General features: G+C 67.2%; 25 protein-coding genes and 1 tRNA gene. 13 read left to right on the top strand and 13 right to left on the bottom strand.

Translation table 11 applies throughout. The annotated features are described in order from the left end of the window. Window positions 1-4: 4 nt before the first annotated feature. From ATO6_RS04455 to nth, 3 genes are all read right to left on the bottom strand, one after another. Complete coding sequence (locus ATO6_RS04455; protein ID WP_088622707.1) at window positions 5-1,780, bottom strand: SulP family inorganic anion transporter; 1,776 nt, start codon at window positions 1,778-1,780, stop codon at window positions 5-7. Between the two features lie 122 nt (window positions 1,781-1,902). Continuing rightward, entirely contained in the window at window positions 1,903-2,892 is a 990-nt protein-coding gene (locus ATO6_RS04450; protein ID WP_088622706.1) for an adenosine kinase, read from the bottom strand. Continuing rightward, entirely contained in the window at window positions 2,889-3,533 is a 645-nt protein-coding gene (gene nth, locus ATO6_RS04445) for an endonuclease III (RefSeq protein ID WP_088622705.1), read from the bottom strand. Before nth ends, ATO6_RS04450 begins: the two co-directional genes overlap by 4 nt. A gap of 119 nt (window positions 3,534-3,652) precedes the next feature. On the opposite strand from nth, the gene ATO6_RS04440 reads away from it, so the two are divergent. The 6 genes from ATO6_RS04440 (at window position 3,653) to ATO6_RS04420 (ending at window position 8,231) form a co-directional block, all read left to right on the top strand. After that, window positions 3,653-4,273, top strand: coding sequence for a Hint domain-containing protein (locus ATO6_RS04440; RefSeq protein WP_088622704.1), 621 nt, complete (start codon window positions 3,653-3,655; stop codon window positions 4,271-4,273). 96 nt (window positions 4,274-4,369) lie between these two features. After that, window positions 4,370-4,984 carry a DUF4178 domain-containing protein gene (locus ATO6_RS04435; RefSeq protein WP_088622703.1) on the top strand — a complete coding sequence of 205 codons (615 nt, stop codon included), beginning with the start codon at window positions 4,370-4,372 and terminating at the stop codon, window positions 4,982-4,984. Next, window positions 4,981-6,282, top strand: coding sequence for a DUF4178 domain-containing protein (locus tag ATO6_RS04430; RefSeq protein WP_088622702.1), 1,302 nt, complete (start codon window positions 4,981-4,983; stop codon window positions 6,280-6,282). Before ATO6_RS04435 ends, ATO6_RS04430 begins: the two co-directional genes overlap by 4 nt. Window position 6,283: 1 nt before the next feature. Then, window positions 6,284-6,445 (top strand): hypothetical protein, encoded by a 162-nt coding sequence (locus tag ATO6_RS24980; protein ID WP_176440821.1) that lies wholly within the window; start codon window positions 6,284-6,286, stop codon window positions 6,443-6,445. Between the two features lie 21 nt (window positions 6,446-6,466). Continuing rightward, window positions 6,467-6,691: a DUF350 domain-containing protein gene (locus ATO6_RS04425; protein ID WP_088622701.1), complete on the top strand. Its 225-nt coding sequence runs from the start codon at window positions 6,467-6,469 to the stop codon at window positions 6,689-6,691. A 1-nt stretch (window position 6,692) separates the two neighbouring features. Continuing rightward, window positions 6,693-8,231, top strand: a complete 1,539-nt coding sequence (locus ATO6_RS04420; protein WP_088622700.1) for a polyamine aminopropyltransferase — start codon at window positions 6,693-6,695, stop codon at window positions 8,229-8,231. Here the strand turns inward: ATO6_RS04420 and speD are convergent. After that, on the bottom strand, window positions 8,198-8,557 hold the full coding sequence (gene speD / locus ATO6_RS04415; RefSeq protein WP_088622699.1) for an adenosylmethionine decarboxylase: 360 nt from the start codon (window positions 8,555-8,557) through the stop codon (window positions 8,198-8,200). The genes ATO6_RS04420 and speD overlap by 34 nt on opposite strands. Window positions 8,558-8,588: 31 nt before the next feature. Further along, on the bottom strand, window positions 8,589-9,428 hold the full coding sequence (locus tag ATO6_RS04410) for a GyrI-like domain-containing protein (protein WP_088622698.1): 840 nt from the start codon (window positions 9,426-9,428) through the stop codon (window positions 8,589-8,591). A gap of 122 nt (window positions 9,429-9,550) precedes the next feature. On the opposite strand from ATO6_RS04410, the gene ATO6_RS04405 reads away from it, so the two are divergent. Beyond that, the gene (locus ATO6_RS04405) at window positions 9,551-10,513 is read left to right on the top strand and encodes an acetyl-CoA carboxylase carboxyltransferase subunit alpha (protein ID WP_088622697.1); all 963 of its coding nucleotides are present in this window, start codon (window positions 9,551-9,553) and stop codon (window positions 10,511-10,513) included. 4 nt (window positions 10,514-10,517) lie between these two features. Here the strand turns inward: ATO6_RS04405 and ATO6_RS04400 are convergent, their stop codons facing one another. The 4 genes from ATO6_RS04400 to ATO6_RS04385 form a co-directional block, all read right to left on the bottom strand. Then, window positions 10,518-12,332, bottom strand: coding sequence for a hypothetical protein (locus tag ATO6_RS04400; RefSeq protein WP_141101931.1), 1,815 nt, complete (start codon window positions 12,330-12,332; stop codon window positions 10,518-10,520). A gap of 74 nt (window positions 12,333-12,406) precedes the next feature. Next, complete coding sequence (locus tag ATO6_RS04395; RefSeq protein ID WP_088622695.1) at window positions 12,407-13,051, bottom strand: glutathione S-transferase family protein; 645 nt, start codon at window positions 13,049-13,051, stop codon at window positions 12,407-12,409. Further along, the gene (locus ATO6_RS04390; RefSeq protein ID WP_088622694.1) at window positions 13,048-13,695 is read right to left on the bottom strand and encodes a GntR family transcriptional regulator; all 648 of its coding nucleotides are present in this window, start codon (window positions 13,693-13,695) and stop codon (window positions 13,048-13,050) included. Before ATO6_RS04390 ends, ATO6_RS04395 begins: the two co-directional genes overlap by 4 nt. Before the next feature lie 38 nt (window positions 13,696-13,733). Then, on the bottom strand, window positions 13,734-14,423 hold the full coding sequence (locus tag ATO6_RS04385; RefSeq protein WP_088622693.1) for a M48 family metallopeptidase: 690 nt from the start codon (window positions 14,421-14,423) through the stop codon (window positions 13,734-13,736). A gap of 110 nt (window positions 14,424-14,533) precedes the next feature. On the opposite strand from ATO6_RS04385, the gene ATO6_RS04380 reads away from it, so the two are divergent. From ATO6_RS04380 to ATO6_RS04365, 4 genes are all read left to right on the top strand, one after another. Further along, a complete protein-coding gene (locus ATO6_RS04380; RefSeq protein ID WP_088622692.1) occupies window positions 14,534-14,866 on the top strand; it encodes a TIGR02300 family protein in 333 nt (110 codons plus the stop codon). 134 nt (window positions 14,867-15,000) lie between these two features. Then, window positions 15,001-15,076: transfer RNA gene (locus ATO6_RS04375), tRNA-Ala, on the top strand. Window positions 15,077-15,189: 113 nt separating this feature from the next. Beyond that, on the top strand, window positions 15,190-15,729 hold the full coding sequence (locus tag ATO6_RS04370; RefSeq protein WP_176440820.1) for an AAA family ATPase: 540 nt from the start codon (window positions 15,190-15,192) through the stop codon (window positions 15,727-15,729). Window positions 15,730-15,866: 137 nt separating this feature from the next. Beyond that, a complete protein-coding gene (locus tag ATO6_RS04365) occupies window positions 15,867-16,826 on the top strand; it encodes an acetamidase/formamidase family protein (RefSeq protein WP_088622690.1) in 960 nt (319 codons plus the stop codon). A gap of 7 nt (window positions 16,827-16,833) precedes the next feature. On the opposite strand, the gene ATO6_RS04360 is transcribed toward ATO6_RS04365, so the two are convergent. Next, complete coding sequence (locus ATO6_RS04360) at window positions 16,834-17,757, bottom strand: glycosyltransferase family 2 protein (RefSeq protein ID WP_088622689.1); 924 nt, start codon at window positions 17,755-17,757, stop codon at window positions 16,834-16,836. A gap of 4 nt (window positions 17,758-17,761) precedes the next feature. Continuing rightward, entirely contained in the window at window positions 17,762-18,550 is a 789-nt protein-coding gene (locus tag ATO6_RS04355; protein ID WP_088622688.1) for an SDR family oxidoreductase, read from the bottom strand. A 176-nt stretch (window positions 18,551-18,726) separates the two neighbouring features. Here ATO6_RS04355 and ATO6_RS04350 point away from each other — a divergent pair, with 176 nt between their 5' ends. Beyond that, entirely contained in the window at window positions 18,727-19,818 is a 1,092-nt protein-coding gene (locus ATO6_RS04350) for a fatty acid desaturase (RefSeq protein ID WP_141101930.1), read from the top strand. A gap of 9 nt (window positions 19,819-19,827) precedes the next feature. Further along, entirely contained in the window at window positions 19,828-20,529 is a 702-nt protein-coding gene (locus ATO6_RS04345) for a response regulator transcription factor (protein ID WP_088622687.1), read from the top strand. Between the two features lies 1 nt (window position 20,530). Here ATO6_RS04345 and ATO6_RS04340 read toward each other — a convergent pair whose 3' ends face one another. Continuing rightward, complete coding sequence (locus ATO6_RS04340; protein ID WP_088622686.1) at window positions 20,531-21,436, bottom strand: HNH endonuclease; 906 nt, start codon at window positions 21,434-21,436, stop codon at window positions 20,531-20,533. 83 nt (window positions 21,437-21,519) lie between these two features. Further along, window positions 21,520-22,722, bottom strand: a complete 1,203-nt coding sequence (locus tag ATO6_RS04335; RefSeq protein WP_088622685.1) for a hydantoinase/carbamoylase family amidase — start codon at window positions 22,720-22,722, stop codon at window positions 21,520-21,522. Between the last annotated feature and the right edge of the window lie 48 nt (window positions 22,723-22,770).

Below are 22,770 nucleotides of genomic sequence, written 5' to 3'. Positions count from 1 at the left end.
CTGGCTATTCCGCCGCCGCCGCGCGGTCAACCGCGGGCGGCATCAGACCGGGGGTCAGTTTGCGGTAGGCGTCGTATTGGGACAGGAAGACCTCGCCCGACAGCTCGTCCAGGAAATGCGAGCGTTTCAGGCGATCCATGACCGGCCCCTTCACCTCGCTCAGGTGCAGCGCGATGCCCATTTCCTGCAGCCGCTTGTTGATCTCCTCCAGGCTTTCCAGCGCCGATAGGTCGATCTCGTTCACGGCCGAGCACATCAGTACGATGTTCCGGATCGGCTGCTCGCCTGCCACGCGGGCCAGGATGATGTCCTGCAAAAAGGCCGCGTTGGCGAAGTAGAGCGACTCGTCGATGCGGATGGTCAGCAGCGAGGGGTCGGTGTCCACCTTGTGCCGCTTGATGTTGCGGAAATGCTGGGTCTCGGGGACTAGCCCGACCTCGGCCACATGAGGGCGCGAGGTCTTGTAGAGGAACAGGCCGATGGACAGCGCGACACCCGCCGAGACGCCGATCTCGACCCCGAAGCCGAGGGTCAGCAGGATCGTCGCGGCGACGGCGGCGAAATCCACGCGGGAATAGGACCACGCCCGTTTGAGGATGGAAAAGTCGACCAGCGACAGCACGGCGACGACGATGGTCGCGGCGAGGACGGCCTTGGGCAGGAAGTAGAGCAGCGGCGTCAGGATCAGCGCGGCCAGCAGGATGCCGACCGCCGTGAAGGCCCCGGCCGCCGGCGTTTCCGCGCCCGCGTCGAAGTTCACGACCGACCGGGCAAAGCCGCCGGTGACCGGATAGCCGCCGCTGACCGCCGCCGCGATGTTCGACGCGCCGAGGCCGATCAGCTCCTGATCCGGGGTGATCCGCTGGCGGCGCTTGGCGGCCAGCGTCTTGGCGACCGAGACGGATTCGACGAAGCCGATGATCGAGATCAGGACGGCGGCGAGGGCAAGCTGGCTCCAGAGTTCGGGATCCGCGCTCGGCAGCGTGAAGGGCGGGATCCCCTGCGGGACCGAGCCGACGATGGCGACACCGCCCCAGCCGGACAGACCGAGGGCCCAGGTGGCCAGCGTCCAGAACGCGACGGCGGCGACCGGGCCGGCCTTGGCCAGCACGTCTGCCATGCGCGGGGACAGGCCGCGTTTCAGCAGCAGCGGCTTCAGCCCCTTGCGGACCCAGAACAGGAAGGCGACCGACGACGCGCCGATGATCAGCGTCAGTACATTCGTGCTGCCGAGGTTCTCGACCAGCGACACGACGAGGCCGATCAGCGAATGGCCGTCCGCGCTGATGCCGAACAGGTGCTTCAGCTGCGAGGTCGCGATCAGCAGGCCCGAGGCGGTGATGAACCCGGCGATGACCGGGTGCGACAGGAAGTTGGCGAGGAACCCGAGGCGGAAGATGCCGAGCAACAGCAGGAACGCGCCGGACATGAAGGCGAGCGTGATCGCGGCGGTGGCATAGCCTATGCTGCCCTGCTCCGCGATCGACCCGACGGCGGCGGCGGTCATCAGCGACACGACCGCGACCGGCCCGACGGCCAGCGCCCGCGAGGTGCCGAAGATCGCATAGGCCACCAGCGGCAGTATCGAGGCATAGAGCCCCATTTCCGGCGGTAGCCCGGCCAGCAGCGCATAGGCCAGCGACTGCGGGATCAGCATGATCGTCACGATCACCGCCGCGACGAGGTCGTTGGTCAGCGTGTCGCGGTCATAGCTGCGGCCCCAGTCGAGGATGGGCAGGTAGCGGCGGGCGGCCTTGGCGAGTTGGGACGGCTGGGGCATGCGGAGGTTCCTTGATTCCCCGCGACGGGCGCGGGGTGGGCCTCACATATATTGTGAATTGAATATGTAGTTCAACCCCGGATCGGAGTCGCGGTGCCCCCGACTTGATACCGTCCCCCCTCTCAGATCAAGCCTTCCTTGCGGAACAGCGCCTTGAGGTTCGCTTCGGGCCGCGCCCCGACATGCGCGATCACCTCGGCCGCCGCGACGCAGCCCATGCGGCCCGAGGTGGCGAGGTCGGCGCCGGTGGCGAGGCCATAGAGGAACCCGGCCGCGAACAGGTCGCCCGCGCCGGTGGCATCGACCGGGGTCACGGGGGTGACCGGCACGATCGCCTCTTCCTCGCCCTTCACCAGCACCACGTCATGGCCCGAGCGGGTACAGACGATCAGCCCGGATTCCCCCGCCGCCGTTTCCAGCGCCTTGCCGAGGTCGTCCGTCTCGTAAAGCGACAGCCATTCGTGTTCGTTGCCGATCACGTAGTCCAGTTCCCGGACCAGCCGGCGGAAGTCGCTGCGGTGCCGGTCAACGCAGAACGGGTCGGACAGCGAAATCCCCGCCATCCCGCCTGCCTCGCGCGTGGCGCGGCTGACGGTCTCGAAGGCGGCCTTGCCCTTGTCCTTGTCGAACAGGTAGCCCTCGAGGAACAGGATCCGCGCGTCGGCGGCCACGTCCAGCGGCACGTCTTCGGGCCCAAGTTCTGCCGAGGTGCCGAGGTAGGTGTTCATCGAACGCTCGCCATCGGGCGAGACGAAGATCATCGAGCGCGACGTCGGCAGGGTGTCGTCCTTGACCGGACCGTTCGGGAAATCGGTGCCGTCCTTGGCCATCGCCTGTGCGTAGAACCGCCCGAGCGCGTCGTCGCGCACCCGCCCGATGAACCCGGTGCGCAGCCCGAGGTTGCCGCAGCCCGCGATGGTGTTCGCGACCGACCCGCCGGGTGCCTGCACCTGATCCCTCATCGAACCATAGAGCATCTCGCCCCGGTCGCGTTCGACCAGCTGCATGATGCCTTTCTGGATCCCCATCAGTTCGAGGAAATTGTCGTCGGCGCGGGCGATGACATCGACAATCGCGTTGCCGATGCCGATCACGTCGTAGGTCTTGGTCATGGGGTCTTGTCCTCGAATGGGCAGAGATCGCGGATCAGGCAGGCGTTGCACTTGGGCTTGCGCGCCACGCAGATGTAACGACCGTGCAGGATCAGCCAGTGATGGGCGTGCTGCTGGAAATCGACCGGGACGTTGTCCTCGATCGCGCGTTCCACGGCGACCACGTCCTTGCCGGGCGCGATGCCGGTGCGGTTGCCGACGCGGAAGATGTGGGTGTCGACGGCCTGCGCCGGATAGTGCCACCACATGTTCAGCACCACGTTCGCCGTCTTGCGCCCGACCCCTGGCAGCGCCTGCAGCGCCGCGCGTGAATTGGGCACCTCGCCGCCATACTCGTCGACGAGGATGCGGCTCAACTTGATGACGTTCTTGGCCTTCTGGCGGAACAGACCGATGGTCTTGATGTGCTCGGTCACGCCTTCTTCGCCAAGCGCCAGCATCTTTTCCGGCGTGTCGGCGACGGCGAACAGCTTGCGCGTGGCCTTGTTCACGCCCGCATCCGTCGCCTGCGCGGACAGCGCCACGGCGACGACCAGCGTATAGGCATTGACGTGTTCCAGCTCTCCCTTCGGCTCCGGCTCCGCCGCGTGGAACCGGTCAAAGATCTCACGCATCGTGGTATAGGGGAGTTGCTTGGCCATGACGTCTTAATGCACGGCGGCCCCGTGGGTGGCAAGCTGCGGCGCGGGGTTTCGGGGTGTCTGCCTTAACCGGCGGGAAACTCTGATCGCGGAAGGTGCAGGCGCGGAGGATCGGCGCCATGCTGAACAGTCATTTTCCCCTGACGGGTCTGGGGCCCGGCACCATGCTGCTGGCCGCGTCGGGTGAGATCCCGGTCGAATGGCTCGCGCCCGGCGACCGGCTGATCACCCGCGACCACGGCGCGCAGCCGGTGCTGCATGTCGCCCGGCTGCGGACGATGCCCGACGGCGGGGCACTGCCGCCGCCCATCGTCTTCCTGCCGGGCGAATACGGGCCGGGCGGCAGGCTGATGGAAAAACTGCGGGTCGCGCCGGGGACGCGCGGGCTGGTCAAACGTGCGGAGTGCGAGCTCTATTTCGGCACGGACGAGGTGCTGGCGCGGTTCGGCGACCTGACCCGGCGGGCCGAACCGCGGGTAGACCCCGGCATGGGCCCGCTATCCTACCACCTGATCGTCATGGCCCGGCACGAGATCATCAATGCCGGATCGCTCTGGGTCGACAGCGTGGATGCCGACACGGCCCGGACGCTGGACCTGCCGCCTGCCGTCCGGCGGGCGACCGCCCTGCTCGACCCCGGCGCCCGCGCCCCGCGTCGCTGCCTGACGCGGGACGAGGCGGTGCTGATGCGGGGCCGTCTGCCGCCCGAACTGTCGCTGCTGGACCTGCTGGCCGCCTGACGGTCCGCCACGGATGGGGCGCAGGGTGACGCGCGGCTTGCCGCACCCTGCCTGAATTGGCATGGTCGCCCGGACCGACCAGGGAACCGGGACGACATGGCCGATCACAACTGCCCCAATTGCGGCGACCGCATCGACCCGCGCATGGCGGGCTTCCGGCATGTCGTCTGTCCGTCCTGCGGCACCTCGCTGCTGATCGAGGACGAGGCGGTGCGGCAGGCCGGTCAGGCCGGCGTGATGCACGACGCGCCGATGCTGTTCGGGCTGGGCGACCGGGTGAATGTCTGGGGCAAGAACTATGACATCCTTGGCCATGCGCGATTTTCCTACGGGCGCGGATGGTGGGACGAATTCCAGGCCGTGAACGAGGCGGGCAGCCTGTTCTGGCTCTCGGTCGACGAGGGCGACGTTGCCATCCAGGCCCCGCTGCCCCAGCCCAACTGGCCCAAGGCCACCAGCGCCCCGGCGCTCGGCGCCCAGTTCAGCGTGGACGGGCGCAAGTTCAACGTGACCGAGGCCGAGCGCGCCGAATGCCTCGCCCTGCGCGGGGCCTTCGACGAAGAGCTTACGGTGGGCGAAACCTATGACTTCGTGAACTGCGCAGCCGCCAATGGCGCGCTGCTGTCGGGCGAGTTCTGGCCCGGCGGACGGTCGTGGTTCATCGGCAACTGGGCCGATCCCTTCGACATCCGGGTGGAACGCGCAACGTGACCCGCGACGCCGAGATCAAGTCGATCAACTGCACTTCCTGCGGGGCGGGCCTCGACGTGCATGGCGGCGGTCGGGTGCTGGCGCATGTCTGCTCCTATTGCGGGGCCGAACTGGACGCGGTCGACAACTACAAGGTGCTGGCCAAGTTCGAAGGGCTCCAGCGCCCCGGCTCGCCGCTGCGGATCGGGATGCGCGGGCAGATCGAGGGCGTGGAGTATACCGTCATCGGCACGCTCGGGATGGAGGAACGGTATCACGGGCAGGTCTGGAACTGGGTCGAGCATCAGATCTTCTCGCCCACCCATGGCTACGCCTGGCTGACATGGGAAAGCGGGCACCTGGTGTTCACCCGGAAATACCGGGGCGAGGTATCGCCCGGCTGGGTGTCGTCGGCGCAGGTCGAGCGGGCCGAGGGGCGGCCGAGCGTGAACAGCCGCGGCGTGCGGTTCGGCTACTACGAAACCTCGGACGCCGCGATCACCTTTGCCGAGGGCGAGTTCAACTGGCGGCCCCGGATCGGCGACCGGACGACCACCGTTTCGATGCTGGCCGACGGGGCGATGCTGGATTTCGTGGACAGCGGCAATGAGCGCGAGGTGGAGCTGACGCACTACCTGCCGCAGGCCGAAACGCTGGCGGCCTTCGGGGCCGAGCCGCGGCCCAAGGCGCCCTATGTCCACGCGGTGCAGCCGGTCTGGCGCTATCCCGACGACACCTTCCTGCTGGTGGCCGGGCTGGTCTTTGCCGTGGTCAGCCTGTTCGGCGCGCTGATCCTCGGCTTCGACGACGGGCGCGAGGTGTTACCGGCGCAGCAATTCGCCCTGTCGCAGCTGCCGGCGGAAGTGAGTTTCGACCTGACCGACACCGAGAAGCTGGCGCTGATCCAGCTCTATGCGGATGTCGACAACTCGTGGACATGGCTGGAGGCCAGCCTGACCGATCCCGAGGACCAGCCGGTGTTCGAGGTGGGGCGCGAGATCGGCTATTACTCGGGCTATGACGACGGCAACTGGACCGAGGGGTCACGCTGGGCCACGGTGCGGTTCCACCCGCCCGCACCCGGCACCTATACGCTGGAAATCGCGATGGCCGAGGCCGAGACGTGGGAGCGTTCCGGCAGCCCGCTCAGCCGCGTCGGCGTCACCGTCAGCGAGGGCGCGAAAAGCGGGTTCTGGCTGGTGATCGCGGCGGGCCTGCTGATGCTGCCGGGCCTGCTGACGGTCGGCGGGCGGCTCGTGTCGCGCCGCCGTCGCTGGCAGGGCAGCGACTGGGTCGAAGAAGACGAGGACGACGACTGAGATGAACCTGTTCCGCGTCGTCTTTCTGATCGCAGCCCTCGGGACCGTCGCCGGGGCCGGGTATCTGTCATATTTCGGGGTCTGGCGCGACAGCACCGACCTCGACCGTTCCGTCCGGCTGGGAAGTCCGGGCGGCGGCGGTATCAACGGACGCGTGAAATAGGCGCGAGACACAGGAGAGCGCATGGAACCAATCGTCGCCATCAAGCTGGCCGAGCTTGTCAGCACCGTCATCTACACCTTCGTGGGCGTGGCGCTGCTGTTCATCATCTGGAAGCTGATCGACTGGGTGACCCCCTTTCCGGTGGTCAAGGAGATCGAGCAGGACAACAACATCGCGCTCGCCGTGCTGATCGGATCGGTCTTCGTATCCGTCGCCATCATCATCGCCGCCGTCATCCTGTCCTGACATGACGGACCTCAGGGTCGCCCCGCGCGAGGCGTGGCTGCTGGTCGCCACGTTCCTCGTCGCCGTGGCCGGGCTGATCTACGAGCTGATCGCGGCGACCCTGTCGAGCTACCTGCTGGGCGACAGCGTCCGGCAGTTCAGCTTTGTCCTCGGCGTGTTCCTGTCGTCGATGGGGGTGGGCGCTTGGGTGTCGCGCTACGTGGGCGATGCGCTGCAGGGCTTCGTCCACGCGCAGATCGCGCTTGGCATCGTCGGCGGGTTCCTCGCGCCGATCCTGTTCTTCACATACGCGGCCTACGGCGCGGTCGCGCTGCCGCTGTTCCTGGTGCTGGTCGCCGTCGGGGTGCTGTCGGGCATGGAAATCCCGCTGATCGCCCGCGCGCTGAAGGAAATCGGCGCGCCGGAGTTCCGGTTCGAAAACGTGCTGTCGGCGGACTACCTCGGCGCGCTGGCCGCCTCGCTGGCGTTCCCGGTGCTCGTCATTCCCTACCTCGGGCTGATGTCCGCGAGCCTTGCATTCGGGCTGCTGAACCTCTGCGTCGCGGGCCTGTCGCTGTGGCTGTTCCGGGCGCGGATGGCCTGGGGGTCCGTCGCGGTCTGGGGCGTGGCGATGGTGATGACGGTGATCGGCCTGGCGCAGGCGGAACGGATGGTCTCGGTCGCCGAGGCGCAGCTGTTCGAGGACGAGGTGATCCTGAGCGAGGCGACGCCATACCAGAACATCACCGTCACCCGGTTCCGCGACCGGGTGCGGCTGTTCCTCGACCATTCGATCCAGTTCGATACGCAGGACGAATACCGTTACCACGAGGCGCTGGTGCATCCCGCGCTGTCGATGGCCCCCCGCGCGAGGCATGTGCTGATCCTCGGCGGCGGCGACGGGATGGCGCTGCGCGAGGTGCTGAAGCACGACGATGTGGAGCGTGTGACACTTGTCGATCTCGACCCCCGGATGACCGAGCTGTTCACCGATAACCCCGACCTCGCGGCGCTGAACGGCAACGCCTTCGGCGATCCGCGGGTGGAGGTGCGGAACACCGATGCCTGGCGCTTCGCGGAAGAGAGCGGGGAGAGTTACGACGTGATCATCGTCGACCTGCCGGATCCGAAGAACATCGCGCTATCCAAGCTCTACAGCCTCGAATTCTATGCCGTTCTGATCGACCGGCTGTCGGCGCAGGGCATCCTCGTGACGCAGGCCGGATCGCCGCTGTTCGCGCGGCAGGCGTTCTGGTCGGTGGCCACCACGCTGGGGGCCACGCGCAACCCGCAGCGGCCGGGCGAAGGGCTGTGGACCCTGCCTTACCACGTCTACGTCCCGAGTTTCGGGGACTGGGGCTTTGTCATCGCCGCGCCGATGCAGCCGAGGGGGACGTCGCCCGTCCTTCCGGACGGTCTCCGGTACCTCACGCCCGAGACATGGGCGGCGGCGCAGGTCTTCGGGACGGACACGGGGCCGATCGCGGCCGAGGTGAACTCGATCCGCGACCACGCGCTGGTCGGCTATTACAACCAGGGCTGGGACGCCTGGTTTCGCTGAACCTCGGTGACGCGGGTGTCAGAGGGTGCCAGTGCCTGCTGCAGATGCGCCGCCGCCGCGCGGGCGTCGGTGCGGCCGCACATGAAGATGTCGACGGCGGCGAACCCGATCTCGGGCCATGTGTGGATCGAGATATGACTCTCGGCCAGCAGCACCACGCCGGTGACGCCTCCCCGGTCGGGAAAGCCGTGGAAGTGATCCGACAGCACCGTAGCCCCCGCCGCCCGCGCCGCGCCTGTCAGGGCGGTCCGCAGGCGGTCGGTGTCGGTCAGGTGCCGTGCGCCGTAGAGGTCGATCAGCAGATGGGTGCCGGGGCTGTGGTCCATGCCCCATGGCTAGCGCGGCAGGACGTTCAGGTCACGCGGGTTTCAGGGGAAAGTGGATTTCGGTCACCAGATCCTCGGGCGCGGTATCGAGCGGGGTGTTGAGGTAGAGCTCGTAGAGCGCCTCGCCCGAAGGTTCGCGCCCCGACGCCGGGAACCACGTGCGGAACAGGTGATCATAGCCCTGCGGCAGGTCGGCATAGGGCCCCCGGAAGGTCAGCACGGCTGCGGGACCGGGCGGAAGGCGTCGTTCCTCCAGCCCCTCCGGCAACGGCATGTCATTTTGCGCCACAAGAGCGGCAAAGCTTGTCAGCTCGGCTTCGGGCACCGTGTTGATGTCGTCGTAGAAGATGGCGATCATCGGGCCCAGAACCTGCGTCAGATCGCGCGCGGCGACGGTTGCGCCAAGGCGGTCGTAGGCTTCGGCGATCCGGTAATAGGCGCCAATGTGCGGCAGGCCGAAAAGGCGGCGGACGGGGATGTCGCGGATCTCGACGGGGTAGGCCATGGTCTCTCCTCTCATGTCGGACAGCAGCGGCAGCGGGCCGCCCCGGTCGCGGAACCGGCGCGGGGTCATGCCGTATTGCGCGGCAAAGGCGCGGGCAAAGCTGTCCACGTCGGGGTAGCCGACCCGCCGCGCCAGTTCGCCCAAATCGTCCGGACGGGATCGCGCCAGTTCGCTGGCAGCCATGTGCATACGGATCCGCCGCAGCCAGACCGCCTGCGTCTCGCCCATGTGCTGACGCCAGACGCGGTGCCAGTGAAAGCGGCTCATCGCGGCCACGTCGGCGAGGTCGTCCAGCGAATGTGCGCGACCGGGATCGGCATGGACATGATCGATGACGCGACGCAGGCGGCGTTCGACGGCTGACATTCTCCGCACCTTGTCAGGTTTCCTCCGGTCGTTATCTGCCATCACACCGCCCGGCAAATCTTGCGCAGTTGCATCATTCCCTTGCCGCCTTCATATAGCAAACAGCCGCAACGGAGGTCCCGATGACCAACTACCTCGACTTCGAACGCCCCCTCGCCGAGATCGAAGGCAAGGCCGAGGAACTGCGCGCCATGGCGCGGCAGAACCCCGAGGCGCATGTCGAGGAGGAGGCGGCGGCGCTGGACAAGAAGGCGTCGGACATGCTGGTCAAGCTCTACAAGGAGCTGACACCCTGGCGGAAATGCCAGGTGGCGCGGCACCCGGACCGGCCGCATTGCAAGGACTACATCGAGGCGCTGTTCACAGACTACACGCCGCTGGCGGGGGACCGGAATTTTGCCGACGATCACGCCGTCATGGGCGGTCTGGCGCGGTTTCAGGACAAGCCGGTGGTCGTGATCGGCCACGAAAAGGGCAGCGACACCAAGTCCCGGATCGAACGCAACTTCGGCATGGCCCGGCCCGAAGGCTATCGCAAGGCGATCCGGCTGATGGAACTGGCGGACAAGTTCGGCCTGCCCATCGTGACGCTGGTCGACACCCCCGGCGCCTATCCCGGCAAGGGCGCGGAGGAGCGCGGCCAGTCCGAGGCGATCGCGCGGTCGACCGAGAAATGCCTGCAGGTCGGCGTGCCGCTGGTGTCGGTGGTGATCGGCGAGGGCGGATCGGGCGGGGCCGTGGCCTTTGCCACCGCGAACCGTGTCGCGATGCTGGAGCATTCCGTCTATTCGGTGATCTCGCCCGAGGGCTGCGCGTCGATCCTGTGGAAGGATGCCGAGAAGATGCGCGAGGCCGCCGAGGCGCTGCGTCTGACCGCGCAGGACCTCAAGCAGCTGGCTGTGATCGACCGGATCATCGCGGAACCGATGGGCGGTGCGCATCGCGATTCCGAGGCGACCATCGCTTCGGTCGGCAAGGCCATCGGAGAGATGCTGGCCCAGATGCACAACATGTCGCCCAAGAAGCTGGTCGAGGACCGGCGCAACAAGTTCCTGTCGATGGGTTCCAAGGGCCTCGCCGCCTGAGGCTTCAGAGCTTTTCGAGGTTCCCGCGCCGCAGGCTCGCCCGCCAGAACAGCACCAGCAGCGCCGCGACCCCGGCGGTCGGGTACCCGATCCACCGCGCGAGGTCCGCGTTCCCGGTCAGCACCGCAATCACCGTGGCAAGCGCCGCGTAGGGCACGGCCAGCGCGACCAGGGCCCAGCCCCTGCGCCGCCCGCGCGGCAGGCCGGGGCCGCAGGTGACGCTGTCGTAGTCGTAGCCCCCGTCATCGGGCAGCAGCGGCAGGTTGGAATAGTTCATCTCGTTCAGCACCGTCATCCGGAACAGCCCGTCGATCACGGTCCGGTTCTCGAAATACGCGTTGTGCGACCTTGCCGGGGCGGGAAAGTCGTAACTCTGCACATGGACATCATCCACGGCGCGTGCCCCCGGCCCGCTTTCCACCGGAGACTGAAGCGGACCCGAGATCGGATCGGCGTCGTCCCAGTAGTTGATCCAGTGGATATGCGGCTTGCGGTTCTTGACGAAGGGCATCCGCGCGGTGGTGGTCTTGAGCTGGTCAAGCACGTCGAGAAAGCTCAGCACCTTGCTGCGCTGACCGCCGAAGAAGTAGTGGATCTTGTCGATCGGGCTGCCCATCGTGACGAAGTGGCTGATCTTTTCCAGCGGGATCGGCCCCGCAATCGGGTTTGACCGGCCATGCGCGAGGTTGCGCATCGCCAGCAGCGGGATGGTGTCGAAGGCGACGCTCGTCCCCAGCGAATGCGCGGTGACGACGACCCGTCCGCAGTCCGGATCGCACAGCACGTGGCGCAGGGTGTCCTGCCCCATCGTCAGCACCTTGGCGCGGCGTTCGAAGGTCGCGTCGGTCTCGGTGTAGGTCGACCAGCCATAGACGTCGCCCATCGACTCGGTCAGGAACCGTGTGACGCCGATCAGGGACAGGCCGCTGACCACGATCCCGGCGGCGGTCTGGACGGTGGGCTTCAGATGGTCGCCGAACAGGTCGCGGATGGTCGATAAGACCCCGGTTCCCTCGGCCTCGGTCGCGATGATCTGAAGCAGGTGGAACACCGACCACACCAGCCCGCCGAGCGACAGGACCAGCGTCAGCAGCAGGGTGCCCAGCAGGAAGGCATTCCGCGCCTCGATCAGGTGGGCGTAGATCCACCAGACCCACGCCAGCTTCTTCATCCGCTTCGCCGCCTCGGGGTAGCGGCGCAGGCCGGTGTCGAAGAGCTTGAGGAAGTGCCAGAAATATCCCCGCCAGCCCCGGTGGTAGAGCGATTTGCGGAACCGCCCGTAGGCGCCGAGCATCCGGTCGAAATCCTGATCGGTGACGCCTTCTGGCCAGTAGTGCGGACATTGCTGCAGGTCGCGCAGCATGGATTCCCGCAGGCGATGGCGTTCCCACCACGGGGTCGCGGCGGAATAGATCGGACGCAGCACCTGCTTCAGCATCCACAGGCCGATCCCGTAGGCCGATTTCGACCCGGCCATCGCGGGGGCCCAGTAGCATTCGTAGACCCGGATCTCGCGCTCTCCGCCCGTCTGGTGGGGCGCAGGCAGATGCCTGGCGCGCATGTAGGTGACGATGCCGTCCTCGCTGCGCCGGTCCGGTTCCTGCCGCGCGCCGATGCCGACAAGACGGCCGAGCGACTTGCCCTCGCCCTGCTGCCGGTTGCGCAGGTAGACGTCCATCGCGTCGATCAGGCGGCACGATTCCTCGTAGCGGCGCTGGCTGCCCATGCCGTGGAAGTGAACGATGGCGGTGTAGCCTTCGCCGGACTGGCCACCGGGATCCGGCGTGGCCTGCGGCAAAGCGTCGGTCGAACTGGTCATTCTGAAATCACCCCGGAGGGACGGGCCGCAGCCCGGCTGCAATGACCGGAGCATGCCGTAAGGTCAGGGGCCGATCAACCCTCGGTGGAATCGACCGGCAGCCCCGCGTCAGTCGTGGTCACGCTCGGGCGCTCTGCCATGGCCTGCCACCAGCGCGACAGGACCGGGTGGCGTGCCAGCATCCCGGCCCCCTCGGGGGCGGTGGCAAATGCGGCGATCATCGGGGCGAGCTGGATGTCGGCCAGCGTGACCGGACCGGACAGGGCGAGGCCCTCGGTCGCGATATCCTCGAGCATCGCCAGAACGGGACCGGCGGCGGTGAGGCCCGCATCCAGTTCCGCCTGGTCCACAGTCCGTCCGACCGCACGGTCCCACGCCCCAGCGACATAGACCTGCCGGACCAGCGGCCAGTAGGCGTAGCTGTTCACGATCCCCTGCACCTGCCACATCCGGGCGCGGCGTTTCGGATCGTCGGGGATCAGGGCCGGACCGGGGAAGCTGGCGATGTAGTCGAGGATCGCCAGCGTCTCGAACAGGCGGAATCCGTCGTGATTCAGAACAGGGATGCGGTTCATCGGATGCGGGTTCGGCGGGTCGTTTGCGCCCGAAAACGGGTTCACCTCGATCAGCGCATAGTCCAGCCCCCGTTCGTGCAGGGCGATGCGGGCGGCGCGGACGTAGACGCTGTAGCGGAAACCGTGGAGCGTCAGGCCGCTCACGTCACAAGCATCCTCAGGCCCTGCGTGACGTCCGACCGGACTGCAAGGCGCAGGCCGGGTTCGTCCCCGGCCTTCAGCGCCGCGATGATATGCCGGTGGTAATGCGGCGCCTCGCGGCGGCGGACGCGGCCATAGAGCTTGGCCATCGTCGGCCCCAGCTGCAGCCAGACCGTTTCCGCCATTGCCAGCATCGCCGGGGCCTGCGCCCGCAGGTAGAGCGTGCGGTGGAATTCGAGGTTCGTCCGGATGTAGCCGACGGCGTCGTGGCGATCGACCATCTCGCCGATCGTGGTGTTGATTGCCTGAAGGCGGTCGATCAGCGCGAGGTGCGCGCGCGGCAGGGCGCGGCTGGACAGCTCCACCTCGATCAGGGCGCGCAGGGCGGCCAGTTCCTCAATCCGCTCGTTCGACAGGTCCGGCGTCGCGACGCGGCCCGAGGCGGAGAGGGTCAGCGCCCCTTCTGCCACCAGACGGCGCACCGCCTCGCGCGCCGGTGTCATCGAGACGGAGTATTCCGCCCCGATGCCGCGCAGGGTCAGCGGCTGGCCGGGTGGCAGTTCGCCGTGCATGATCCGCGTCCTGAGACCGCGATAGACCCTGTCATGGGCGGAGGGGGACGGATCGGGGCGTGTGTTCAACAGCATGAAAAAACTGTGATCACAAAACCGCGGGCCGTCAACGATCAGTCGAAGCGCAGCGCGTGCAATCCCGGCCCGTGCTGCCGCAGCCAGCCCCGCGCCGCCTTGTGCGGCCCGTAGAGACGGTCGACATGCGCCCAGAAGGCGGCGGAGTGGTTCATCTCGGCCAGATGCGCAACTTCGTGCGCCGCGACGTAATCCAGGATCTCGGGCGGGGCGAGGATCAGGCGCCAGGAATACATCAGCCCGCCGTCCGCCGTGCAGGACCCCCAGCGGGACCGCGTGTCGCGCAGCGTCAGCTTGGTGTAACGCCGTCCAAGCGCCGCCGCATGCCGGTCCGACGCCTCGGCCAGCCGGTCGCGGGCCAGCGCCTTGAGCCAGGCGGCGATCCGGCGGCTGGCGGTATCCGCGCTGCCGGGGACGATCAGCGCATCGCCTTCCAGCCGCAGCCCGCGCCCTGTGCCGGCGCGAATCGTCCGATCCACACCTTCCACCGGAAGGCTGGCGCCGATACCGATGCTGACCGGCTGCGCCTGCCGGTCGAGGTGCCCGCGCAGCCAGTCTGCCTTTTCCCGCGCAAAGGCCAGCCCCTCGCGTTCGCTGACCCCGCGCGGCAGGGTCAGCGTCACACGGCCGTCCAGGCCCGAGACACGCAGGCTGATCCGCCGCGCGCGGATGGATCGTTTCAGATTGACCTCGACCGGGGGGTTGCCCGGAAGGATGTGCTGTCCCATATGCCTCATGCTCGTGTGATCCGGCCCCGAAAGGCTTTGACACCCATATCGCGTTATGGCAGGTGGCGCGGATCGCCGACAATATATGTCACTGAACGAAGGGATTTCCCATGCCCAAGGAAGAGTGGGGCACCAAGCGCGTCTGCCCGACCACCGGGAAGCGATTCTACGATCTGAACGCCAATCCGATCGTCAGCCCGTACACCGGCGAGGTCGTCGAGATCGACACCGCGCGCGGTCGCATGATCGCCGCCGACGCCGAGGATGCGGCGACCAAGAAAATGCGTGCCAACGACCGGGACGACGATTCGGATGTCATCGAAGACGATGATGACGACGTCGATGTGGATCTGGACGACGATCTGCTGGACGACGACGACGATGACGACAACGTGTCGCTGGACGACATCGCTGATGTGTCGAACGAGGATGGCGACGACTGACCGTCGCGCCACCTGAACCGAGCCGCGCCGCCCTCTGGGCGGCGTTCGCTTTTTGGGTGATTGCGAAATCCGTCGCGGGCCTTCCGTTTTTCGCTTGATCCCCGTCCAAGCCTTCACTAGATACCCGCCACTACGGGGCCTTAGCTCAGCTGGGAGAGCGCTTGCATGGCATGCAAGAGGTCAGGGGTTCGATCCCCCTAGGCTCCACCAAATTCCCGCCAGTGCCGACAGACCTTTGCGCGAAGCTTCCGTTGCTTCGGGCTGCTTGGCGGCTGTCTCTCACCGCACGGCGGGCGGAACTCCATGACATCAGGGGACGCCCCATGAGCCACCGTTTCTTCGTCGTGACGGGCGGTCCCGGTGCGGGCAAGACCAGCCTGATCCGGGAGCTCGCCCGGCGCGGTGTGCAGACCGCGCCCGAATCCGGCCGCGCTGTGATCCGCGAGGAGCAGGCACGCGGCGGCACCGCCCTGCCGTGGGGTGACCGGCTGGCGTATGCCATGCGGATGCTGGAACGCGATCTGACGGGCCATGCCTCGGCCGGGGCCGGCACGGGGCCTGTGGTCTTTGACCCTGGCGTGCCGGATGTGCTCGGCTATCTGGCACTCTGCGGTCTGGATGTGCCCGAAAAGGTGGCGCGTGTGGCGCGCGAGACCCGCTACAACCCGACGGTATTCTTCGCGCCCTACTGGGGCGAGATCTTCACGCAGGACGCCGAACGCAGGCAGGACCGGGCGGAGGCCATGGCGACCGCGGAGATCATGGCCGAAACCTATGCGCGCCTCGGCTATCAGATCGTGGAACTGCCTCGCGCGGACATCGCCGCCCGCGCGGAATTCGTTCTGGCCCGGCTGCATGGTTGAACTGAGCGCCAAGTGCCACCGCCTGCCGCCTGCGCATTACGCATCCACCGGGTCCCGGGACAGCAATCCGCCGCGGACGCTGGTCCCTGCCGTGACGCTCAGCCAATCTGCGGACGACATCAGCAAGGAGACTCGGGATGCCCACACATCGGATCGACGCCGGACCTGACACTGCGCACTGGGGCTGGTTCTCGGCCCGCGCGACGCCGGTCGTGACGGTGGACAGCGGGGATACGGTGATCATCACCTCGGTCTCGGGCACGCCCGAGGTCATGCCGCCCGACGAAATGACCGTGCGCCCCGAACTGCTGGCCATCCACGACAAGGTGGAGCGCAAGCTGCCGGGGCACATCCTGACCGGGCCGGTGGCGGTCAGGGGCGCCATGCCCGGCGACGTGCTGGAGGTGCGGATCCTCGACGTCGCGCTGGCGGATGACTGGGGCTATACGATCACCCGCCCGCTGGCCGGGGCGCTGCCGCTGGAGGTCGGGCGGACGCTGATCCACACCGCGATCGACCAGACCGCGGGCACGGGCCGCCTGCCGTGGGGGACCGAGCTGAAGATGGCGCCCTTCTTTGGCGTCATGGGTGTCGCGCCGCCGGACGACTGGGGCATGATCTCGACCATCCAGCCGCGCGCGCATGGCGGCAACCTGGACAACAAGGAACTGGTCGCGGGCACGACACTGTTCCTGCCGGTGATGGCCGAGGGGGCGCTGTTTTCCTGCGGTGACGGGCACGGTGTGCAGGGTGATGGCGAGGTCTGCGTGACCGCCGTCGAGACCGGGCTGACCGGCACGTTCGAACTGCACCTGCACAAGGGACTGGGCTGGGACTATCCCCGCGCGGTGACGCCCGATCACCTGATGACGATGGGCATGCACGCCGATCTGGACACCGCCGCGCAGGACGCGTTGCGGCGGATGGTGGACTGGATCACGGACCTGTCCGACCTGACGCGGGACGAGGCGCTGATGCTGATCAGCCTGTCCGGGGACGTGCGCGTGACCCAGCTGGTGAACGAGCAGAAGGGTAGTCACGTGATGATGTCGAAGGCCATCCTCGCCACCCTGCCAGGGGCGAAACCGGCGCTCTGACCCAGGTTCAGGCGGACCGGAACGGCCGCATCGCGTGGTAACAGGCCGCGCGGAACAGGTCGCCCGCGGTGGCCGCCGGTGACACGAGGCCATGCGCGCGCCGCAGCCGCAGGGTGCGGCCGACTATGCCGGACCTGGACATTTGGCGCAGGTCGTCCTCCGCGATCTCGGCGACGATCCCGCGCATCGCGTCTGCCGCTGCGCCCGAGCGGGCGGCGATCAGCTGCGCGCCCAGCCGGGTGATCGGACGCGGGCCGGTGCGGCGGCGGACGGCAAAGCCGAGGTCCGAATCCTCGACGTGAAAATAGAGCCGTTCCGCCGGGTCCCAGTAGATCTGGCCGGCCAGCAGGACCTGCGCCCAGAGCGGGCTGTCCTCGCCATACATCGCGCGTTCTGCGTCGTAGTAGCCGCCGAACCGCTCGAACACGCCGCGACGCACCATGACACAGCTGGAATGCAGGGCGTCCACGAGCTGTTTCCACCGCGGCGGGTCGTAGCGATAGACCGGGCCCGCAGGTCCGTCGAGACCGAGCGCGCGCACCTTGTTGTTGCGCTTGTGGGCATATGCGCCTGCATCGTAGCCGCTGACATAGGCCACACAGTCCGGATGGGCGTCGAGCGCGGCAAGCCCTGCACAGGCGAACCCGTTGCACCACTCGTCATCGGCATCGAGAAAGGAGAGGACCGGCGCACTGGCCAGTCGCGCCCCCGCATTCCGCGCCGCCGCCGGGCCCGCATTGGCCTGCCTGACGATGCGCATCCGGTCATCCTTTCGGCTCTCGGCGATCTCGGCCGATCCGTCCGTGCTGCCGTCGTCGACGACGATCAGCTCGACCCCGTCGGGGCACTCGGGCCCGAGGACGGAGTCGATCGCACGCAGGACCGTCCTGCGCTTGTTGTAGAGCGGGATGATGACGGAAAGCCGGATCATGCCGTCATGCGTCGATCGAGGCGCCGACGAAGGCGTTCACGATCCCGCCGTCCACCGTCAGCGCATTGCCGACGATATAATCGCCCGATCGGGCCGCAAGGTAGATGGCCGCGGCCGCGATGTCCTCGGGATTGCCGATCCGGCCGTTCGGGATTTTCTTGCCCACATCGTCGGCGTGGTCGCGGGCCGCACGGTTCATGTCCGATGCAAAGGCGCCGGGGCAGATGGCGGTGACGTTGATCTGGTCCTTGATCAGCTCCGCCGCCACCCGACGGGTCAGGTAGATCAGCCCGGCCTTGGAGGCGTGATAGGCGTAGGTGTCCCACGGATTCAGCCGCTGCCCGTCGATCGAGGCGATGTTGATGACCTTGGACGGCTTGTCGGCACTGGCCCGCGCCGCCAGCATCGGGCGCAGTTTCTGCATCAGGAAGAACGGCGCCTTCAGGTTCAGGTCCATCGACCGGTCCCAGCCGGTTTCCGGGAACTCGTCGAACGGCGCGCCCCACGCGAGGCCCGCGTTGTTGATGAGGATGTCCAGCCCGTCCTCATGCTCCTTCAGCTGGGCGATCAGGCTGTCGATGCCCTCCATGTTCGACACGTCCGCGGGCAGGGCGATGCAGTTCGGGCCCAGTTCCTCGGCGGTGGCGAAACAGGCTTCGGCCTTGCGGGACGAGATGTAGACCTTGGCGCCCGCCGCGACGAATGCCTCGGCAAAGTGCTTGCCGAGGCCCCGCGACCCGCCAGTGATCAGCGCAGTGCGGCCCTTGAGCGAAAAGAGTGTCGAAATGTCCATGTGTCCTCCCTGATCCATGTCCGGGCCGCGCTGATTTCTCGCACGGCTTGCAATCGATCCGGGACTATACGATTGGACCCGCAAACGCCAAGCTGTAACATAATCGTGTGCGGACTGCGCCACCGGCCAGACAAGGCCGGGGCATGCATTTGGGGAATGGATAGGGACGCGAAGCATTGAAGGACGAACTGCGCATAACAGAGGACCGGGGCCGGATTTCGCCCCAGGCCCGCCGCCACAACGATATGCGCCGCGCCGCGGTCTCGGCCCACCCCGACCTGCGCGGGCTGGCCGGGACAGAGCCGCGCACCGCCCTTGCCCTGCCGGTCATTCTGCTGGCGCATTGGGGCACGGCCTGGGCCGTGTCGGATGCGCCGATCTGGGTGATCTTCCTTGCCGCATTCTTCGTCGGCCAGATCGCGATCCATGCCGCTGGGTCGCTGCTTCATGAAACCGCGCACAAGCTGATCTTTCGCGGACGCCGCGCCAAGCTGGCCTTCGACATGGGGCTGGAGTGGATCATGTCGTCCTATGGCAAGCAGCTGACCTACCAGTATGAACACGTCACCAGTCACCACCCCTATATCGGCGACTACGAACGCGACTATGAACACGAGGACATCTGCGCCCTGCAGTCCCGGATGATGCTGCGCTCCGAGAACCCGGTGCTCCAGCACATCCTGACCGGTCTTGTCCTGATCCTGCACCTGCTGCCGCTCGGCTCCGTCCTCGGCGATCCGCTGATCCGCTGGATCAACAACCGTGCCACCCACCGTCCGCAGAGCGACCCCGACCGGCACATCAACGCGGCCAAGCCCCCCGTGGGCGAGATGCGACTGTTCATGGCCGTTTCGCTGGTGTCTAACCTGACGCTGCTGTGGCTGCTTGGTCCCTGGGCGCTGCTCTATCACCTGTGGGCGCTGTCGCTGTTCCTGGGCAAGTTCGGCATCTGGAACCTCGGCCAGTCGCTGTCCGAACATCAGGGCCAGGACGAGGTCACGCCGACCCGCTCCTATTACGGCTGGCTGAACTGGCTGCTGTTCAACACGGGCTATCACAACGAGCATCACACCTTCCCCGCCGTGCCGTGGAACCGCCTTCCGGCCTTGCGCAGCGGCGCGCCCGAGGTCTTCAATGTCGAGGTGGACAAAAGCTATTTCGGATACTGGCTGGACCACGTCCGGGGCGACTTCACCGCCAGCCGCGAGAACCCGATGCTGAACGACGACAATTCCGCCCGCTGTGCCGGACAGGGCCGACCGGCCTGATCCCATGCAATGAGTGCCCCCCTCGTCACCATTCTCGACGACGAACCCGAGATCCGCGCGATGCTGGCCGCCGCGCTGGAAGAGGCGGGGTTCCGCACCATGGGCTTTTCCCGCGCGACCGAGTTCGAGGCGGCGCTCAAGAGCTTTTCGCCCGATCTCTGCCTCGTCGACCTGTCGCTGCCGGACCGCGACGGGCTGACCCTCGTGCACCGGCTGGCGCTGGAACAGGGTGCGACGGTCATCATCATCTCGGGCCGCGCGCAGGTGCAGGACCGGGTCACGGGGCTGGAGCTGGGCGCTGACGACTACATCATCAAGCCCTTCGACCCGGCCGAGGTCGTGGCCCGCGTCCGCGCCCGCCTGCGCCGCGACCGCCCGGCCGCCTCGGGGGGCGAAACGGCCCGCTTCAACGGCTGGACCGCGCATTTCGACCGCTTCTCGCTGGTGGACGAGACGGGCGCCGAGACGCCCTTTTCCCATGCCGAGGGCGAGGTGCTGCGCCTGTTCCTCGAACGCCCCAAGCGCCTGATCTCGCGCGCGATGATGCAGGAAACGCTGGGTGGCGCGGCGGGCGAGAGCTTTGACCGCGCGATGGATGTCCGCATCTCGCGCCTGCGGCAGAAACTGCAGGAAGACCCCAAGAACCCGCGGCTGATCAAGACGATTTACGGGGCGGGTTATATATTTCTGGGGGATGTGGAATGGGCCTAGGTCAAGCGACCCGGCCGAATACCTGCTCTCGGTGAAACCTCAGATAGTCCGGGTGCGGGTGATGGCGCAGGTTCGGCGGCGCCATCAGCTTCTGACCGGGATGTATCAGGCGGCGCGCCGTTTCGGGATCGACCTTGTTGTGTGAGACGAGAATCGTCATGTCCTCGGCGACCGAGATGAGCCCCCGGTCGAACATCCAGTGCAGTGTCCCGGACAGGGCAATCCCGTTGTTGATCGTGTCGGGACCATTGTTCTTGACCGGTCGAATATGCGCGGCCTGCACCTCGGGCCGTCCGCCGCCGTTTCGCAGTGACAGCCCGGAAATGGCGCAGCGTCCGCCATAGGCTGCCTTCGCCTTTCTCTCAAAGGACTGATCCCGATAACTGCGCGATGCCAGTATGCGCCGCCGGTCACCCGAAAGCGGCGCTACACTATAGTCGGTTTGTGCTTCCTCGAGGCCCGGCCGGTCGGTTCGCGGCATCGCATCCGGCCCGGCAATAGCGGCCAGCCCTGCATCCACGATCGCTGCAAACTCCGGGTCGGACAGCAACCGGACGGCCGAGACGTTCTGCCCACCCGACGTCGCCCGCCCGTCCGCGCCGCGGAGCGATTTCTCATAGGCGATGCCAAATGGCGTTTCGCGCGGCACGATATGTTCGAAGTCCATCAGGCTGCCCGGCTCGATGACTGCATAGTAGTGATCGAACCGCACCGGATCAGGCTCGATCCCGATGACCTTCTGGACTCCTACATAGCCAAAAGCGCCCTTTCGGCTCTCATAAAGGACGACCCAATCGCCAACTGTCTCCTTCACACGCGACAGATAGATTTTCGGGAAGTTGTAAACCTCGCCGGGGGCATCCGCATAGATCGAGACAGGGTTCTGAATGAATACCGCATGTCCCAACGTCCACTTCCTCCCGGCACGTGTGCGATACGCTGCCAGGAGATGTCCCACGACACAACCTCATTAAGCGATAGCCAAGGACCTCACCCCGCCATCTTCTCCACCGCCCCGGCCAGCACCTTCAGCCCGGTGACAAGGTCGTCCTCCGCCGTGTCCTCGGCGAAGGCATGGCTGATCCCGTCGATCGACGGCACGAAGAGCATCGACACCGGCATCAGCCGCCCCACGCTCGCCGCATCGTGCAGCGCCCCGGACTGCATCCGTCGCCAGCGACCGGGTGCGACCGCCTCGGCCGCCTCGCCAAGCGCGGCCTGCATGCCAGCGTCCATCGGCACGGGGTCGAGGCCCACGAGCCCCGAGTAGGACAGCTCGAACCCGCCCGTTTCGGCCACCTCGCGGGCGGTGTCGCGGATGATCTCCTCCATCCGCGCCAGCCGCTCCTTGTCGCCATCGCGCCACTGCATGGAAAAGCTGCACCGCCCCGGCACGATGGAATGCGCGCCGGGATGCACGTCGACATGGCCGCTGGTCCAGACCGACTGCGGCGTCACCACGTTGCGGAACCGCTCCGCGATCAGCGTCTGGAACTTCAGCATCGCCTGCAAAGCGTCGCGGCGGCGGTGCATCGGCGTGGTGCCCGCGTGGTTTTGCTGACCCCCGAAGGTGATGCGCATGTCGCGGATGCCGACGATGTCGGTGACGACCCCGACCGCCTCGCCCGCTTCGTCCAGCCAGGGCCCCTGTTCGATGTGACATTCGACGAACCCGCTGAACCGCGCCGGGTCTACGAAATCGCCCGCCAGATGCGCCATACGGGCGCGCGCCTCGGCCAGTGTCACCCCGGTGGGATCGCGCAGCTTGTCCGCCTCGTCCAGGCTCGTCGCCCCCGACCAGACCCGGCTGCCGGTGGTCACGCCGAACCGGCCTTCCTCGTCCTGAAAACTGACAGCCGACACCGCCGGCCCGCCCCCCTCGCGCGCGGCCCGTGCCAGTTCCAGCCCGCAGATCACCCCGAGCGCGCCGTCCAGCCAGCCGCCCTCGGGCTGGCTGTCGGAATGGGACCCGACCAGCAGAGACTTGCCCTCCGCCAGCCCCCAGACCGATCCCATCGGGTCGATGCGCGGCTCCAGCCCCGCCGCCCCGTACTTCGCAGCCAGCCATTCGCGCGCGGCGATGTCCGGATCGGAATAGCCCGGCCGGACCACCCCCTTGCCGACGCCGGAGGCGCCGAAGCCTCGCAGTTCATGCAGATCGGACAGGAAACGCTCGGGATCGACGGGAATCATCAGGGCACCTCGCTTTCGCCCGATTACAGCCGTCCGCGCGGGGAAGGT

This window comes from Oceanicola sp. 22II-s10i (genome assembly GCF_002210105.1).
Lineage (GTDB): Bacteria > Pseudomonadota > Alphaproteobacteria > Rhodobacterales > Rhodobacteraceae > Pseudooceanicola.
Note: the sequence above shows the minus strand (reverse complement) of the source record. Positions and strands in the feature narration are given on the sequence as shown.